Below are 16,205 nucleotides of genomic sequence, written 5' to 3'. Positions count from 1 at the left end.
CCCCCGCCGTTACCACGGCGGGGGCGGAGAGGGGTTCCGCCGGGGCGGTTGCCGGCGGGGATTCGGCAGGCGCGGTTGAAATAGGCTCCGGCGGGGATTCAGCAGCCGCTTCATTGGTTTCCACCAGAGCGGAATCCGGCCAGGAGTCCGTTGGCGTCACTGTCTCTGACGGCGCGCCGCAGCCCGCCAGCAGCAGGCAGGCCAGGACCATCAGAAACGCTTTTTTCATACCTTCCCCTCCAGCCCGAACAGCCGCAGGCCATTGTTCCAGGTGTGCGCCGCCATCTCCTCCGGGGAGATGCCCTTCCACTCCGCCAGTTTTTCCACAATGTAGGGGAGATTCCGGCTGTCGTTCCGCCTGCCCCGGTTGGGCACCGGGCTCATGTAGGGCGCGTCCGTCTCCACCACGATCCGGTCCAGGGGCGTGACGGCCACGACCTCCGGCGCCCGGCGAGCGTTTTTGTAGGTCACCGGACCGTCAAAGCCCAGATACCAGCCCCGCTTCAGCAGCTCCTCCGCCATTTCGGGACTGCCGGAGAAGCAGTGGAATACGCCCCGCACCCCGGGGAACTCCTTTACGATCTCCAGGCTGTCTCCGTGGGCCTCCCGGTCGTGCACGATCACCGGCAGCTCCAGCTCCAGCGCCAGCTCCAGCTGGCGGCGGAACACCATCTGCTGGAATTCCTTTGGCGGATTCTCCGCCCAGTAGTAGTCCAAGCCGATCTCTCCGATGGCGACCACTTTTTTCTCCCGGCACAGGTCCCGGATGGCGGAAAAATCCGCGGCCGTGCAGCCGGCGCAGTCCTCCGGATGGATGCCTGCGGCGGCGAACAGCCAGGGCCGGTTCTCCGCCAGGGCCAGGGCAGAGCGGGAGCTCTCCACGTCCACCCCGGGGATCACCACAGCCCCCACTCCGGCGTCCGGCAGGGCGTCCAGCAGCCCCTTCCGGTCCTGGTCAAAGGCGTCGTCGTTGTAGTGGGCGTGGGTGTCGAACAGCGGCATGGCAGTCACCTCTTCAGCGGAATTCTGATCCTACGGACGATTATAACACGCCCTGCGGAAAAGAAAAGGGCCAGAATCGGGAAAAGCCCCCTGGCCAGAAAACAAAAAAGGACATCCGAACGGATGTCCTTTTGGCCCGATATGATCAGCCGATCTTGTTGAGCTTCAGGGTCATGGCGCTCTTGCGATGAGCGGCCGTATTCTTGTGCAGAATGCCCTTGGCAACAGCCTGATCGACTTTCTTCACTGCAACCTTGTACGCGCCATCGGCCTCGGTGCGATTGCCTTCTGCGGCAGCAGCCTCGAACTTCTTGATGGCGGTCTTCAGTTCGGACTTCGCGGCCTTGTTGCGGGCGTTGCGCACTTCGGCGATCAGAACGCGCTTCTTGGCAGACTTGATATTCGGCAAACCAAACACCTCCTTAGGCAGAAAATTTGACTGTGGGAACCAGTTCCCACCATGCAGAATGATATTTTAACAGGGAACGGCGCAAAAAGCAAGCCTTTTTTTATATTTTTCGGGCTAAAATTGTATATCGTGCCGCCTACCGCAAAACCTAGTGAGCAGACCACTAGATTTTGTGTTTGGGAGGCGGTTCGCATTGTTCATAAAACGTACCGACCTGGCCCTGGAGGCCCGGGAGCTCTGGCAGGAGTCCGCGGAGCGGACCACCCGCCTCATGGGGGTGAAGGCGACCAAGAGCAAGCTGGAGGGATACCCAGTCACCCGGGTGGACATCCTGGACCACCGGGGCGAGGAGGCCCTGGGCAAGCCCCAGGGCAGCTATTTCACCATTGACCTCACCACCTTCTGGCAGCGGAAGGCGGACTTTTTCGAGCGGGCGGTCCGGGCCGTGGGCACGGAGCTGAAGGCCCTGCTGCCGGTGGAGGGCTCCGCCCTGGTGGTGGGCCTGGGCAACGCAGCCATGACGCCGGACGCCGTTGGCCCCCTGGCATTGGACAGCGTGCTGATCACCCGGCACCTGCTCTCCGCCATGCCGAAGCAGTTTGCCGGGTTCCGGCCGGTGTCGGCCTTCCGCACCGGCGTGCTGGGCACCACCGGCGTGGAGTCCGCGGAGGCGGTGCGGGGTCTGGTGGCGGAAGTCCAGCCCGCCATGGTCCTGGCCATCGACGCCCTGGCCTCCCGCCGGTGCGGGCGGGTGTGCGCCACGGTGCAGCTCAGCGACACGGGGATCATCCCCGGCTCCGGCGTGGGCAACCACCGGGCGGCGCTGAACCGGGAGACGCTGGGGGTGCCGGTGTTCGCCATCGGCGTGCCCACGGTGGTGGACTCCGCCACCCTGGCGGCGGACATTCTGGAGGAGTCCGGCGTGGAAAAGGTGGATGAGGAACGGCTGCGCGGGGAGCATGATGCCTTCATGGTCACTACGCGGGACATCGACCAGCAGGTGCGGGATCTGAGCAAGGTGGTGGGCTACGGCATCAACTGGGCCCTCCAGGATCTGGAGATCGAGGAGATGAACGCCCTGTTGAGCTGAAACAGGACCGGACCCAGCAGGTCCGGTCCTGTTTTCCGATGCAAAGCATCACAAACCTTTGAAATGTGCCGTTTCCCCGCACTCTTCAGGGCAGCCGGAAATGATGCAAAAAGACTTCATGTGCAGGATTTGCCGATGTTCGTGGCGCATCGAACGCGCATGAAGTTTATACATCCAGATCCAGTACCACCGGGCAGTGGTCGCTGCCCAGCACCTCGCTCCAAATATCGGCGTTCCGGATTTTGTCCTTCAGCCGCTCCGACACGATGAAGTAGTCGATCCGCCACCCGGCGTTGTTCTTCCGGGCATTGAAGCGGTAGCTCCACCAGGAGTAGGCCCCGGTCTTGTCCGGGTACAGATACCGGAACGTGTCCACAAAGCCGCTGGAGAGGAGCTTCGTCATCTTCTCCCGCTCCTCGTCGGTAAAGCCGGGGTTGCGGCGGTTGGGACCGGGATTTTTGATATCGATCTCCTGGTGGGCCACGTTCAGGTCCCCGCAGTACACCACAGGCTTTTTGGCGTCCAGATCCAGCAGGTAGTCCCGGATGTCGTCCTCCCAGGCCATGCGGTAGTCCAGCCGGGCCAACTGATCCTTGGAGTTTGGAGTGTAGCAGCACACCAGGTAGAAGTCCGGGTACTCCGCCGTGATGACCCGCCCCTCGTGGCGGTGCTCATCGATACCGAAGTCATAGGTCACGGAGAGCGGCTGGTGCCGGGTGAACACTGCGGTGCCGGAATAGCCCGCCTTGTCGGCGCTGTTCCAGTAGCGGTGATAGCCGGGCAGATCAAATTCTGCCTGCTCCGGGCGCATCTTCGTCTCCTGCAGGCAGATGATGTCCGCGTCGGCCACGGCACAGAAGTCCAGAAATCCCTTGCCCAGGCAGGCCCGCAGGCCGTTAACGTTCCAGGATACCAGTTTCATGGGCGCATCCTCCCTTGTGAAAATCATACAGCGTTCCTATTGTATCGGAATTTTGCGAAAAATACAATCCCCACGAGGAGAGGCGGCTTGTGTGACGGCCCGTTTTTCGCATCTTCCCTTGTATTTTTTGGATTTTCAAACTATAATAATAATTCAGGCAAATACCGGCGCTCTTCCATTCGGAGCTGCCGTTTTAAAGGAGAGAATCCCATGGAAAAGAAAAAATTCTATATCACAACGCCCATCTACTATCCCTCGGACAAGCTCCACATCGGCCACACCTACTGTACGGTGGCCACGGACACGCTGGCCCGGTATCACCGCCTGCGGGGCGAGGACGTCATGTTCCTCACCGGCACGGACGAGCACGGCCAGAAGATCGAGACCAAGGCCAAGGAGGCCGGCGTCACTCCCAAGGAGTTCGTGGACAACATCGTAGAGGGAGACCGGGGCGTGAAGGACCTGTGGAAGCTGATGAACATCTCCAACGACCGGTTCATCCGCACCACCGACGACTACCATGTGGAGAGCGTCCAGAAGATTTTCAAGAAGATGTACGACAAGGGCGACATCTACAAGGGCACCTACAAGGGCAAATACTGCACCCCCTGCGAGTCCTTCTGGACCGAGAGCCAGCTGGTGGACGGCAAGTGCCCCGACTGCGGCCGGGAGGTGCAGGACGCGGAGGAGGAGGCCTACTTCTTCCGCCTGAGCAAGTACGCCGACCAGGTCCGGGATCTGCTGGAGAACACCGACTTCCTCCAGCCCCGCAGCCGCGTCCACGAGATGGTGAAGAACTTCCTGGACCCCGGCCTGGAGGATCTGTGCGTCTCCCGCACCAGCTTCTCCTGGGGCATTCCGGTGGACTTCGATCCCAAGCACGTAGTCTATGTGTGGGTGGACGCCCTCAGCAACTATATCACCGCCCTGGGCTATGACAACGACTGCTACCACGACTACGACAAGGGCTGGTGGCCCGGCGTCAACATCGTGGGCAAGGAGATCGTCCGGTTCCACTCCATCATCTGGCCCGCCATGCTGATGAGCCTGGGCGAGCCGGTGCCCAAGCACGTGTTCGGCCACGGCTGGCTGCTGCTGGACGGCGGCAAGATGTCCAAGTCCAAGGGCAACGTGGTGGACCCGTATATCCTGGCGGAGAAGTTCGGCGTGGACGCCCTGCGGTTCTTCCTGATGCGGACGTTCCCCTTCGGCTCCGACGGCAACTTCTCCAACGAACTGCTGATCCAGACCATCAACACCGACCTGGCCAACGACCTGGGCAACCTGGTCTCCCGCACCACCGCCATGGTGGGCAAGTACTTTGGCGGAGCGCTGCCTGCCGAGTGCCGGACCTGCGCCGAGCCCCAGCCCTTTGACCAGGAGCTGCGGACACTGGCGGAGGGCCTGCGGAGCGTCTATGAAGAGGACATGGAGACCTTCGCCCCCCACAAGGCTCTGGACGAGATCTTCAAGGTCATCCAGCGGGCCAACAAGTATATCGACGAGAACGCCCCCTGGGCCCTGGCAAAGGATATGGAGACCAACGGCAAGCGGCTGGCCCATGTGCTGTACAACCTGCTGGAGGCCACCCGCATCTGCGGCATCCTGCTGACGCCCTTCATGCCGGAGAGCTGTGAAAAGCTCTTTGCCCAGATCGGCGCCCCCGCGGAGAGCCGGACCTGGGACGCCGCGGCGGAGTGGGGCGCTCTGCCTGAGACCGCTGCCGTCACCAAGGGCGAGAACCTGTTCCCCCGGCTGGACATGGACAAGGCCCTGGAGGAGCTGGAGGCCGCGGAGGCCGCGGCCAAAAAGGCCGCCCTGCCCGCCGTCGAGGTGGAGCCCCAGCTGACGGAGAAGGTGGATTTCGACACCTTCTGCAAGTCCGATTTCCGGGCGGTGAAGGTGAAGGCCTGCGATGCCGTGAAGAAGAGTGAGAAGCTGCTGAGATTCACTCTGGATGACGGCACCGGTGTGGACCGGCAGATCCTCTCCGGCATCCACAAGTGGTATGAGCCGGAGGATCTGGTGGGCAAGACCCTGATCGCCATTGTGAACCTGCCGCCCCGGAAGATGATGGGCCTGGAGAGCAACGGCATGCTGATCTCCGCCGTCCACACCGAGCACGGTGAGGAGTGCCTGCACCTCATCATGGTGGATGATTCCATCCCGGCGGGCGCGAAGCTGTGCTGAGGGCTTCGAGGGGGAGCAGGCTGACACCGTTGCGGCATTGCAATTCCCGGCCCTGTTCGGGCCGCCAATCGCGCCGCTGCCTCGAAACAGCCTCACTTTTTCCGCCGCTGGCGGCATTTCGGCTGTTTCCCCTCGACCTCCCCCACCACCAGTCTGCGGACTGGTGTGTGCGCCCAGGGCGCACGGGTCAAGGGATTTTCGGCAGGCGCATGTCCTGCCGAAAATGATTGAAATTTCTTCGTTCGCCAACGGCGAACGAACTGGGGAAAACCAACGGTTTTCCCCTAGATCCCCTTTCCTTTGTAAAAACAGCCGGCACCAAGCGGTGCCGGCTGTTTTTTAACGCAGGGATTTGTGGGAGAGTTCTGTGTAGATCCGTTTGCCGTCAATCTGGTCTGACCGCAGGAGGGAGATCTGCCGGACCACCATGCTGGCGTGGGGGACGGTCACCTGCGGGGCCTCGCCCCGCCAGCGGCGGACCAGGGTGATGTGGGGCAGCCAGGGGCGGTCCTCCTGGCAGAAGCCCTGGGAGCGAAGGTCCGCCTGCAGGGACACGGCCAGCTCCTCCAGGGCCGGATCTGCTCGAACACCGGCCCACAACAGGTCGCCGAAGTGCCCCGGCGGGCCGCCCACCGCCAGGGAGAAAGGTCGGCAGGATACCTCCGACAGGGCGGCCCGGGCCCTGGTCGGGTCCTCTGCCTCCCCCAGGAAGGCCAGGGTCAGGTGCAGGTTCTCCGGCGGCGGGAAAGAGCCCCTGCCCTGGCGGCGCAGGGCGTCCTGAGCGGTCAGCAGTGCTTCCCGCACCGCGGGGGACAGCTGGATGGCCAGAAAGAGACGCATGAATTTTTCCTCCTTTTCACGGGGTTTTCATTGCGCTTTTGCCTGCTCCGGTGGTACAATAGGGACCATCGGCAACAGACGAAAGGAGTTCCCATGAGACTGCAAAGCGCGATTTTTGATATGGACGGCACCCTGCTGGACTCCATGCCTATCTGGCGGGACCTGGGCACCAGCGTCCTGCGGGGCCTTGGCATCGAGCCCGAGCCGGAGACCGACGAGATGCTGAAGACCCTCTCCCTCCGGCACGGGATCGCCTACTGCAAGGAGCACTACCACCTCCCCCAGACGGAGGAGGAGCTGATCGGCCGGGTAGTGGACCGGGTCGCGGATTTCTATCAGCATGAGGTCCAGGCAAAGCCCGGCGTGGACAAGTTTCTGTCCCTTCTGAAGATGGAGGGCGTGTGGATGTATGTGGCCACTGCCACGGACCGCCCTCTGGCGGAAGCAGCCCTCCGCCATGCAGGGATCGACCACTACTTCCGGGGACTTATCACTGTGGCGGAGGTGGGGGTCGGCAAAAAGGAGAGCGCCGAGATCTACGAGCGGGCCATGCGCCGCCTTCAGTCCAACAAGAAGGACACGGTGGTGTTTGAGGACGCCTTCCACGCCATCCAGACCGCCAAGGCCGCCGGGTTCCGGGTGGCGGCGGTGTACGACGCGTCCGAGGAGGCACACCAGGAGGAGATCCGCGGGCTGGCGGACTACTATATCCGTTCCTTTGAGGAGATGTTTGAGACCCGGGAGCTGGAGTGATCGCCTGCCTCGCAAAACAGAAGGCCCGTCCGGTCCGTCAGGACCGGGCGGGCTTCTTTGTCAGAGAGTCAGGATCTCCGCCTCGCGGGCGGCGTCAGATGCCGTCAGCGTATTGGCGGCGTCCAGCAGCGCCGTGCGGAAACTGCCGCTGCCCCGGTCTGCGGCCAGGTGCTCCGCCCGGCGGGCGCAGATCTTCCAGAAGGCGGAGGCCAGGGCAGCCGCCGCGGCGGCGTCCGGCTCCACGGCGGCGAACACACCGCACAGCACCGACAGCATACAGCCCGTGCCGGTGACGAGAGACATCCGGCCGCTGCCGCCGGTGACGCACCAGACCCGCGCCCCATCGGTGATGAGATCCTCCGGACCGGAGAGCAGCACCGCCGTTCCGCGGCGCCGGGCCAGGTCCATGGCGGTGTCCCTCCGGGCTTCCCGGCTGGCGGGCAGCGGGCTGTCCACCCCTTGTTCCTGCCCATCCGACCCCAGCAGGGCCCGGGCCTCCCCCAGATTCACTCGCAGGATGGACGGGGTGAACAGGTCCAGCAGCGCCCGGACCTGTCCCAGCCGCCAGGGACTTGCGCCCACCCCTACCGGGTCCAGCACCACCGGATGACGGGCGGAGACGGCGCAGATCCGGCAGGCCCGGAATTTCTCCGCATCCGGGGTGCCGGTGTTCAGCACCGTGGCGTCGCTGACGGCGGAGATGGCTTCCATCTCTTCCGGTGCCTGGGCCATCATGGGGCTGGCGCCAACGGCCAGGGCCAGATTGGCGCAGTCGTTGGCGGTGACGATATTGCTGACGCAGTGGATCAGGGGCCGCTGGCGGCGGACTTTGTCCAGACGGGTGAAATCAAGCATGGAAGGACCCTTTCTCAGTTGGGATCAATGCTCCAATGCGGCCCGCATGGATTTGAGGGCGCCGCTCTTCTGGAGGGTGAATACCAGGATGCCGGCCAGAATGGAGCCGCCCACGGTGGAGACCAGGAAGGGCACCACATAGGCGTAAAAGGCGATGGAGCCGGCCACTACGCCCATAAAGGCCACCGCCACAGGATAGGACAGCAGGCCGCCGATGATGCCGGTGCCGAACACCTCGCCCGCTAGGGTCGCGGGCAGATTCCTGGTCTTCCAGTAGACCAGGCCGCACAGCAGGGCGCCGCACATGCTGCCTGGGAAGGCCAGGAGGCTGCCTAAGCCGAAGATGTTGCGCAGCAGGCTGGCCAGGAAGGCCACGGCCACGCCGTAGCCCGGGCCCAGGAACACAGCGCAGATGACATTCACCATGTGCTGCACTGGCGCGCACTGGCTGCCGAATACGGGAAACTGAAGCATACTGCCCACCACGGCCACGGCGCACAGCACGCCTGCCAGGGCCAGCTTCTTGGAATTGGTTTTCATAGAGATCGCTCCTTTGATCCATCAGAATTTGCAGGGAGAAAACAGCGTGCGAAACAGCGTTTTCCCCTTGCCATGCAAGGTCGGCAGGCGGGCATCCGCCTGCTGTGGAAAATCGGTCGAGGCTTTCTGGCCTCCTCTCACGCCGGAACACGGCTTCCCATCGCTGCTTTGCCGGCCCGGGCCCAGGGCGCTCCCCCTCAGCCCGCTCCCGGTGGTCCCCGGGGTGCCGGATGTTGTTTTCGCCGATGCACATCCCTTCCGTCTCAAAGTAAAAAACAGCGGGCGCCTGAGAGGGTGCCCGCCGTGCCGGATGCTCATACATAACTTCCTACGGTGGCATTACCCACATCAGGTAAAGGGTCGAAGCGGTCCGCTTCCTCTCAGCCCGTGAGGGCTCCCCTGTTTTTGTCGCATTTATTATGACACCGCCCGCGGGAATTTGTCAAGCAGTATCTTGTGTAAAGATTTGCCCAGCAGGCGGTTTTGCTTGCATTTCCCGGGAAAAAGGCGTATGATGAGAGGCGAGAAAATGGGGAGCCCGCTGGCGCGGGCTGAGAGGAGGCCAGCCAGGTCTTGACCCTTTACCTGATGTGGATCATGCCAACGTAGGGAAATCATGAGGCGCACAGCCGCGGACGACCGCTCTTGGTATGTCCGCGGTTTTTTTGACAGAGAGGATGGAGTGATATGAAGATCGACCCCAAGCGGCTGCGGCTGTATGCCGTGACGGACCGGGCCTGGACTCATGACGCGGAGGGCCTGCTCCGTCAGGTGGCGGCAGCCGTCGACGGCGGGGCGGGCATCGTCCAGCTGCGGGAAAAGCACATGGGACAGGCGGATTTCCTGGCGGAGGCGGAGCGGTTCGTGGCCCTGTGCCGGGAAAAGGGCGCTGTCAGCATCATCAACGACAATGTGGAGATCGCCGCCCAGACCGGGGCGGACGGCGTTCATGTGGGCCAGGAGGATCTGGAGGCGGGCCGGGCTAGGGAGCTGCTGGGGCCGGACAAGCTGATCGGCGTTTCCGCCCACTCCGTGGAAGAGGCCCTGGCCGCCCAGGCGGCGGGGGCGGACTACCTGGGCGTGGGCGCGGCTTTCGTCACCGGCACCAAGACGGACGCCAAGCCCATCTCCCGGGAGACCATCCGGGCCATCACAGCGGCGGTGGACATCCCGGTGGTGGCCATCGGCGGCATCAGCCATGACAATATTCTGGAGTTGAAGAACTGCGGTCTGGACGGCGTGGCGGTGGTCTCCGCCCTGTTCGCGCAAGCCGACGTGAAGGCGGCGGCGGAGGAGCTGCTGCGGCTCTCGGAGGAGATCGCCCGATGAACATCCGGGGCGCCATCTTTGACCTGGACGGGACCCTGACGGACTCCATGTACATCTGGCAGAAGGCCCCGGTGGATCTGGTGCGCCGGTACGGCGGTGACCCGCCGGAGGATCTGGCCCGGGACCTGAAGGAGATGGGCCGCCGGGAGGCGGCGGAGTACCTGCGAAGCCGCTTCTCCCTCTCCACCACGCCGGAGGAGCTGATGGACACCCTCAACGATCTGGTGACGGAGGAGTACCGGTCCCGGGTGCCCATGAAGCCCGGGGCGGCCCGGCTGCTGGCCCGGCTGGCGGATTCCGGCATCTCCTGCTGCATCGCCACCGCCAGCGAGGCGTTCCAGGCCCGCTCCGCCATGGAACGGCTGGGACTGTGGCCGCACTTCCGCTTCGCCGTCAGCTGTGTCCAGTACGGCGGCAAGACCCGGCCGGACATCTATCTGGAGGCCGCCCGCCGTCTGGGGACCGCTCCGGCGGAGACGGTGGTGTTTGAGGATGCCCTTCACGCTGCCAGGACCGCCCACGAGGCAGGCTTCCGGGTCTGCGGCGTCTGGGACGCCTCTGCCGAAGAGGATCAGGCCGCGCTGAAAGCCCTGGCGGATTGGTACGTGCGGGACCTGGGCGACTGGGTCCCGTAAGAGACGGGGAACCGCGGCCAGCGGGCCGCTTCCAGCGGCGGATCGGGGGCACCACCTTCCGCCGCTTGATAAAACTTCAATGCAAAGAAGCATCAGGAAAGGAAGTATCGATATGAAGACAGCATTGACGATCGCTGGGACCGATCCCAGCGGAGGCGCCGGTATCCAGGCAGATATCAAGACCATGACCGCCAACGGCGTGTTCGCCACCTGTGCGGTGACGGCTCTGGTGGCCCAGAACACTACCGGCGTCAAGAGCATCGTGGAGTGTACGCCGGACTTTCTGGCGGAGGAGCTGGACTGCGTGTTCACAGATATCTTCCCCGACGCGGTGAAGACCGGCATGGTCTCCAGCATTCCGCTGATCCGGGTGATCGCGGCCAAGCTGAAGGAGTATGGGGCCAAAAATCTGGTGGTGGACCCGGTGATGGTGGCCACCTCCGGGGACCGGCTCATCACGGAGGACGCGGTCTCCGCCCTGAAGGAGCTCCTGCTGCCCCTGGCCACGGTACTGACCCCCAACATCCCTGAGGCGGAGATCCTCTCCGGCATGACGATCCGCAGCGCCGCAGACATGGAGGCGGCGGCCCGGGCCATCAGTGAGCAGTACGGCTGCGCCGTGCTGTGCAAGGGCGGCCACCAGATCAACGACGCCGATGACCTGCTGTGGCGCTGCGGCAGCGGCAAGTGGTTCCACGGAAAGCGGATCAACAACCCCAACACCCACGGCACCGGCTGCACCCTGTCCAGCGCCATCGCCTCCAATCTGGCGAAGGGCTTTGACCTGGACACGGCGGTGGAGCGGGCCAAGGCTTACATCTCCGGCGCTCTGGGGGCCATGCTGGACTTGGGACGCGGTTCCGGCCCCATGAATCACATGTTCGACCTGAAGAGCATCTACTGTACGGAAAAGGCAGATTGACCAGTTTGCAGACAACAGGGGGACAGCGGTTTTATCCGCTGTCCTCCTGTTGTTTTTGCGCAGAAAAACGGCGGTTCCGATGGCGGGATCTATTTGGAATCACCAGACTGAACAAAATGATTTCAGGTATTTTTAAGGTTTAAAACGAGCTGAATATACTAAAAAAATGATAAAAACAAAATTTTTTAAAGTGTTTTTTCAGGTTGATTTTAGCTTTCCATGATACCTTTGGACCAGAACCCTTCCCGGAGGGGGAGGTACGGAAAGGATTGGCACGGTATGAGCGAAAAAGGACTGGAGCGGGAGACGGAAGGAATCTCCGTGGGGGAGCGGGAGCCCGTCGTAGCAGATTCCTCTCCCAAAGGGGGCCGTCTCCGCAGCAGCTGGAAAAAGCTGTGGAAGGGGCGGAAACGAAAGGCGCTGGCGCTGCTTCTGGTGGTGGCCATTGCAGGCGGCGTGGTGATCTGGAGGGGCCGCGGACAGACGGCTTCCGCTGCGACGACGTATCAGGAGGCGGCGGTGGAGCGCCGCTCTATCACCAATTCCCTCTCCTCCAGCGGCACGCTGGAGCCAGCGGACTCCTACACCGTCAATACGCTGGTCTCCGGCGAGATCCTCAGCGATACCTTTGAAAAGGGCGACCAGGTGGAGGAGGGCCAACTGCTCTATACCATTGATTCCTCCAACGCGGCCAGCAGCCAGACTCAGGCGCAGAACAGCTACTCCCAGGCCCAGACCTCCTATGAGCAGGCGGTGAAGGCCAAGTATCCCCAGGCGGACCTGAGCGGCACCGTCAGCGAGGTGTATGTGAACGAGGGGGACAGCGTCAGCGCAGGCACACAGCTTCTGAAGATCGTGGCGGATGAGAACATCTACATCGACTTCTACTTCACCTACGCGGACAGCGGCGACTTCTACATCGGCCAGACCGCCACGGTCTTTATCGACGGCTTCGCCGGGACCCTCACCGGAACGGTTGCCGCGGTGTCCAGTTCCTCCGCGGCGGTTTCCACCGGCGTACCCCTGACTACCGTCCGGGTACGGCTCGTCAACCCGGGCCTTGTGACATCCGACTACACCGCCAGCGCCGTCATCGGCAGCTACTCCAGCTACGGCCAGGCGTCCATCAAGGTGGGGGCCAGCAGCGTCATCACGGCAGAGGCGTCCGGCAAAGTTGCAGGTTTCAACTGGCTGGTGGGCGATACCATCTCCAGCGGCGACCGGATCTGCACCATCACCGGTGACAGCGTGGACAACCAGATTGAAAGCGCCCGCATCAGTGTCAGCAACGCCTCCACCAGCCTGGAAAATGCCCGGGACAATCTGGAGGACTACTCCGTCACCGCGCCCATCTCCGGCACCGTGGTCACCAAGAACGCCAAGGCGGGGGACAACATTGAGGGCGGCTCCGGCAGCACCCTCTGCGTCATCTATGACCTGAGTTATCTGGAGATGACCATGTCCATCGACGAGTTGGACATCAGCTCTGTGGAGGTGGGCCAGGAGGTCCGGATCACCGCCGATGCCGTGGAGGGGAAGACCTACACCGGCGTGGTGACGGAGGTGTCCGTGGCGGGCACCACCTCCGGCGGCATCACCACGTACCCCGTCACCGTCCGCATCGACGAGACCGACGGCCTGCTGCCTGGGATGAATGTGGACGCGGAGATCGTGATCTCCTCGGCGGATGACGTGCTGGCCATCCCAAGCGCCGCCGTGAGCCGCGGGGACATGGTGCTGGTCACCGCGAATTCTCCCAGTGCTGTGAATGCCCTGGACCAGGAGGCCCCGGAGGGCTACGTCTACGTGCCGGTGGAAACCGGCGTCAGCGACAACAGCTACATTGAGGTCCTCTCCGGCCTCCAGGAGGGGGACACAGTGGCCTATCTCCAGGCGGCTGGCTCCGCCAGCTCCGGCGATATGACGTTCGTCATGCCAAGCGGGGCCATGTCCTCCATACCGATGGGCGACATGCCCAGCGGGATACCCTCCGGCGGCGGAATGCCCAGCGGCGGGCCGGGAGGCTTCTGATGGGCACTTTGATCGAATTTCGGGAGGTCTGCAAGTATTACCAGATGGGCGACACCACTGTGAAGGCGGCGGACCACATCTCCTTCCAGATCCGGAAGGGGGAGTTCGTGGCCATCGTGGGCCAGTCCGGCTCCGGCAAGTCCACCTGTATGAACATCATCGGCTGCCTGGACGTGCCCACCTCCGGCACGTACCTGCTGGACGGCAGGGATGTGGGTCAGATGGATAAGGACCAGCTGGCCGCCATCCGGAACAAGATGCTGGGCTTCATCTTCCAGCAGTACAACCTGCTGCCCAAGCTGACGCTCCAGGAGAACGTGGAGGTGCCGCTGATGTACGCCGGCATCCCCAAGCCGGAGCGGCACGAGCGATCCCGGATCGCGCTGGAGATGGTGGGTCTTGGCGACAAGCTGCGCAATAAGCCCAGCCAGCTCTCCGGCGGCCAGCAGCAGCGGGCGTCCATTGCCCGGGCTCTGGCAGGGGACCCGGCGGTGATCCTGGCCGACGAGCCCACCGGCGCCCTGGACTCCCACACCGGGCGGGAGGTGCTGACCATGCTGCAGCAGCTCCATGCCGCGGGCAACACGGTGGTGCTCATCACCCACGACAACTCCATCGCTGTCCAGGCCCAGCGGATCATCCGGCTGGAGGACGGCCACGTGATCTACGACGGCGATGCCGGTGCGCCTGAGGCGGTAGTGACGCCCAACCTTGCCGGAAGGGGGATGGCGGGATGAGCCTGATCGAGACCTTCCAGATGGCGGTGCAGAATATTCTCAGCAGCAAGATGCGGACCTTCCTCACTATGCTGGGCATCATCATCGGCGTGTGCGCGGTCATCGTCATCGTGGGCCTGGGCAACGGGATGCAGGGCTATATTGAGGACAGCTTTGCCGACATGGGCACCGACTCTCTGACAGTGATGGTGATGGGCCGCGGCTCCTCCCGCAGCGTGTCGGAGGGCGAGATGTACCAGCTGGTGGCGGACAACAGCGATGTGTTCAAGCAGATCTCCCCCACGGTCACCATGAGCGGCTCGGTGAAGATCGGCAGCAGCACTCTTTCCGCCACCTCCGTCACCGGCGTCAGCGAGGATTACTTCTCCATGAAGGGGTATGAGGTCGCCCAGGGCCGGGGGCTTCAGTACACGGACATGACCGGCCGGAAAAAGGTCTGCGTCGTCGGGCAGTATCTGAATCAGGTCTATTACGGCGGGAATGCCGTGGGTCAGACGCTGCGGATCAATGGCAACTCGTTTACCATCGTAGGTGTTATGGGAATGGAGGGCACAGAGCTGGAAGAGGGCGGCACGGACGACTGCGTGTTCCTCCCCTACTCCACCGCCGCCCGCCTCAGCTTCACCGGCACCATCTCCAGTTACACCATCACTGTCCAGGACACGGACCAGATCTCCCAGGCCAAAACCACCCTGGAGAACGCCCTCTATGAGATTTTTGAGGACGACGATGCCTATACCGTGGGCAGCATGGCGGAGATGGTGGAGGAGATGAACTCCATGGTGAACATGGTGATCTACATTCTGGCGGGCATCGCTGCCATCTCTCTGGTGGTGGGCGGCATCGGCATCATGAACATCATGCTGGTGTCGGTTACGGAGCGGACCAGAGAGATCGGCATCCGCAAGGCGCTTGGGGCCCGGGAGGGCGCCATCATGCGCCAGTTCGTCATCGAGGCGGCTACCACCTCCTCTCTGGGCGGCGTACTGGGGATCGCTCTGGGCTTCGGCCTATCCGCGGCGGCCACGGTGGTCATCGCCAATGTCATGCCGGACACCCCCATCACCGTCAGCCCCAGTATTGCGGCGATCCTGGTGGCCTTCGGTGTCTCCGCGGGCATCGGCATCGCCTTCGGATACCTCCCCGCCAAAAAGGCCGCGGTGCTGAACCCCATCGATGCGCTGCGGTATGATTGAGACGCCATCCGCATCCGCCCTTCCCGGCGGGTCCCCATCCGGGAACCCGCCGCCGTTTTTCTTGTCAGTCGGGCCCGGCCGTGGTACAATGGCCGCGAAACAACCGGTCTTCCGGCCGGAGAGAGGTTCTGCGAAAAGAGGAGACTGCCATGAGGGAGATCAGAAAGAAGCGTGCGGTGGCTGTGGAAGTCCGCCGGGAGAGGAAGTGGTTGATGCAGTAAAAAGGAAACAGGAGGAGACATCATGAATCAGACCATCCGCGGCATGGGGCTTCCGGACCCCGACGCGGTTTTTCCAAACGAATACGGCACATCCTGCTATATCAAAAATGTGGTGACGGCCCCGAACATCCAGATCGGGGATTACACCTACTACGACGATCCGGTGGACCCTGCGGGGTTTGAACAGAACAACGTCCTGTTCAACTATCCGGAGTTCGGGGACCGGCTCATTATCGGCAAGTTCTGCTCCATCGCCGCCGGGACCCAGTTCATCATGGGCCCGGCCAACCACCGGACCAGCAGCGTCAGCACCTACCCCTTCCAGGTGTTCGGCGGGGCATGGGCTGACCAAGCGCCGCCTCACCTGGGCCAGTTGCCCCGAAAGGGGGACATCATGGTGGGCAACGACGTGTGGATCGGCCGGGAGAGCGTGATCCTGCCGGGGGTCCACATCGGCGACGGCGCCATCATTGCGGCCCGCTCCGTAGTGGCGAAGGATGTGCCCGCCTATACCGTGGCGGGCGGCAATCCGG

Annotated in this window: 16 protein-coding genes, 1 pseudogene and 2 riboswitches; of the genes and pseudogenes, 10 read left to right on the top strand and 7 right to left on the bottom strand. The window is 63.1% G+C overall.

Annotated features, from left to right (window positions below; genetic code table 11):
- The 3 genes and pseudogenes from HMPREF1546_RS19250 to rpsT form a co-directional block, all read right to left on the bottom strand.
- Positions 1 to 229: pseudogene (locus HMPREF1546_RS19250) on the bottom strand (hypothetical protein); the annotation flags it as partial.
- Positions 226 to 1,002, bottom strand: a complete 777-nt coding sequence (locus tag HMPREF1546_RS11920; protein ID WP_021751046.1) for a TatD family hydrolase — start codon at positions 1,000 to 1,002, stop codon at positions 226 to 228. The pseudogene HMPREF1546_RS19250 and the gene HMPREF1546_RS11920, both read right to left, overlap by 4 nt.
- A 145-nt stretch (positions 1,003 to 1,147) precedes the next feature.
- Entirely contained in the window at positions 1,148 to 1,411 is a 264-nt protein-coding gene (rpsT, locus tag HMPREF1546_RS11915; protein ID WP_025544580.1) for a 30S ribosomal protein S20, read from the bottom strand.
- 193 nt (positions 1,412 to 1,604) lie between these two features.
- On the opposite strand from rpsT, the gene gpr reads away from it, so the two are divergent.
- Positions 1,605 to 2,501: a GPR endopeptidase gene (gene gpr, locus HMPREF1546_RS11910; protein WP_036631190.1), complete on the top strand. Its 897-nt coding sequence runs from the start codon at positions 1,605 to 1,607 to the stop codon at positions 2,499 to 2,501.
- A gap of 166 nt (positions 2,502 to 2,667) precedes the next feature.
- Here the strand turns inward: gpr and HMPREF1546_RS11905 are convergent, their stop codons facing one another.
- On the bottom strand, positions 2,668 to 3,423 hold the full coding sequence (locus tag HMPREF1546_RS11905) for an exodeoxyribonuclease III (protein ID WP_036631189.1): 756 nt from the start codon (positions 3,421 to 3,423) through the stop codon (positions 2,668 to 2,670).
- A gap of 210 nt (positions 3,424 to 3,633) precedes the next feature.
- Here HMPREF1546_RS11905 and metG point away from each other — a divergent pair, with 210 nt between their 5' ends.
- Positions 3,634 to 5,613: a methionine--tRNA ligase gene (gene metG / locus HMPREF1546_RS11900; protein WP_021751041.1), complete on the top strand. Its 1,980-nt coding sequence runs from the start codon at positions 3,634 to 3,636 to the stop codon at positions 5,611 to 5,613.
- A 339-nt stretch (positions 5,614 to 5,952) separates the two neighbouring features.
- Here the strand turns inward: metG and thpR are convergent, their stop codons facing one another.
- Complete coding sequence (gene thpR / locus HMPREF1546_RS11895; protein ID WP_021751983.1) at positions 5,953 to 6,453, bottom strand: RNA 2',3'-cyclic phosphodiesterase; 501 nt, start codon at positions 6,451 to 6,453, stop codon at positions 5,953 to 5,955.
- 93 nt (positions 6,454 to 6,546) lie between these two features.
- On the opposite strand from thpR, the gene HMPREF1546_RS11890 reads away from it, so the two are divergent.
- Entirely contained in the window at positions 6,547 to 7,206 is a 660-nt protein-coding gene (locus HMPREF1546_RS11890; protein WP_021751038.1) for an HAD family phosphatase, read from the top strand.
- Positions 7,207 to 7,266: 60 nt separating this feature from the next.
- Here HMPREF1546_RS11890 and thiM read toward each other — a convergent pair whose 3' ends face one another.
- Positions 7,267 to 8,061, bottom strand: a complete 795-nt coding sequence (gene thiM / locus HMPREF1546_RS11885; protein WP_021751037.1) for a hydroxyethylthiazole kinase — start codon at positions 8,059 to 8,061, stop codon at positions 7,267 to 7,269.
- A 24-nt stretch (positions 8,062 to 8,085) separates the two neighbouring features.
- The gene (thiW, locus tag HMPREF1546_RS11880) at positions 8,086 to 8,601 is read right to left on the bottom strand and encodes an energy coupling factor transporter S component ThiW (RefSeq protein ID WP_021751036.1); all 516 of its coding nucleotides are present in this window, start codon (positions 8,599 to 8,601) and stop codon (positions 8,086 to 8,088) included.
- A 308-nt stretch (positions 8,602 to 8,909) separates the two neighbouring features.
- Positions 8,910 to 9,012, bottom strand: a riboswitch (TPP riboswitch).
- Between the two features lie 110 nt (positions 9,013 to 9,122).
- A riboswitch (TPP riboswitch) is annotated at positions 9,123 to 9,230 on the top strand.
- A gap of 58 nt (positions 9,231 to 9,288) precedes the next feature.
- Here thiW and thiE point away from each other — a divergent pair.
- The 7 genes from thiE to HMPREF1546_RS18405 all read left to right on the top strand — a co-directional run.
- Positions 9,289 to 9,930, top strand: coding sequence for a thiamine phosphate synthase (gene thiE / locus HMPREF1546_RS11875; protein ID WP_021751033.1), 642 nt, complete (start codon positions 9,289 to 9,291; stop codon positions 9,928 to 9,930).
- Positions 9,927 to 10,565 (top strand): HAD family phosphatase, encoded by a 639-nt coding sequence (locus tag HMPREF1546_RS11870; RefSeq protein WP_021751032.1) that lies wholly within the window; start codon positions 9,927 to 9,929, stop codon positions 10,563 to 10,565. Before thiE ends, HMPREF1546_RS11870 begins: the two co-directional genes overlap by 4 nt.
- 112 nt (positions 10,566 to 10,677) lie before the next feature.
- Positions 10,678 to 11,487, top strand: coding sequence for a bifunctional hydroxymethylpyrimidine kinase/phosphomethylpyrimidine kinase (gene thiD, locus HMPREF1546_RS11865; protein ID WP_025544589.1), 810 nt, complete (start codon positions 10,678 to 10,680; stop codon positions 11,485 to 11,487).
- Positions 11,488 to 11,766: 279 nt separating this feature from the next.
- Positions 11,767 to 13,518, top strand: coding sequence for an HlyD family efflux transporter periplasmic adaptor subunit (locus tag HMPREF1546_RS11860; protein ID WP_051320021.1), 1,752 nt, complete (start codon positions 11,767 to 11,769; stop codon positions 13,516 to 13,518).
- Positions 13,518 to 14,255: an ABC transporter ATP-binding protein gene (locus HMPREF1546_RS11855; protein WP_021751028.1), complete on the top strand. Its 738-nt coding sequence runs from the start codon at positions 13,518 to 13,520 to the stop codon at positions 14,253 to 14,255. Before HMPREF1546_RS11860 ends, HMPREF1546_RS11855 begins: the two co-directional genes overlap by 1 nt.
- The gene (locus HMPREF1546_RS11850; RefSeq protein WP_021751027.1) at positions 14,252 to 15,451 is read left to right on the top strand and encodes an ABC transporter permease; all 1,200 of its coding nucleotides are present in this window, start codon (positions 14,252 to 14,254) and stop codon (positions 15,449 to 15,451) included. Before HMPREF1546_RS11855 ends, HMPREF1546_RS11850 begins: the two co-directional genes overlap by 4 nt.
- A gap of 243 nt (positions 15,452 to 15,694) precedes the next feature.
- Positions 15,695 to 16,205 (top strand): CatB-related O-acetyltransferase (locus tag HMPREF1546_RS18405; RefSeq protein WP_021751981.1); only part of this gene is annotated, 511 nt, incomplete at its 3' end.

The organism is Oscillibacter sp. KLE 1745, from assembly GCF_000469445.2.
In the GTDB taxonomy this organism is placed as follows: Bacteria; Bacillota; Clostridia; order Oscillospirales; family Oscillospiraceae; genus Oscillibacter; species Oscillibacter welbionis.
This window is presented reverse-complemented; position numbering and strand designations above follow the sequence as displayed.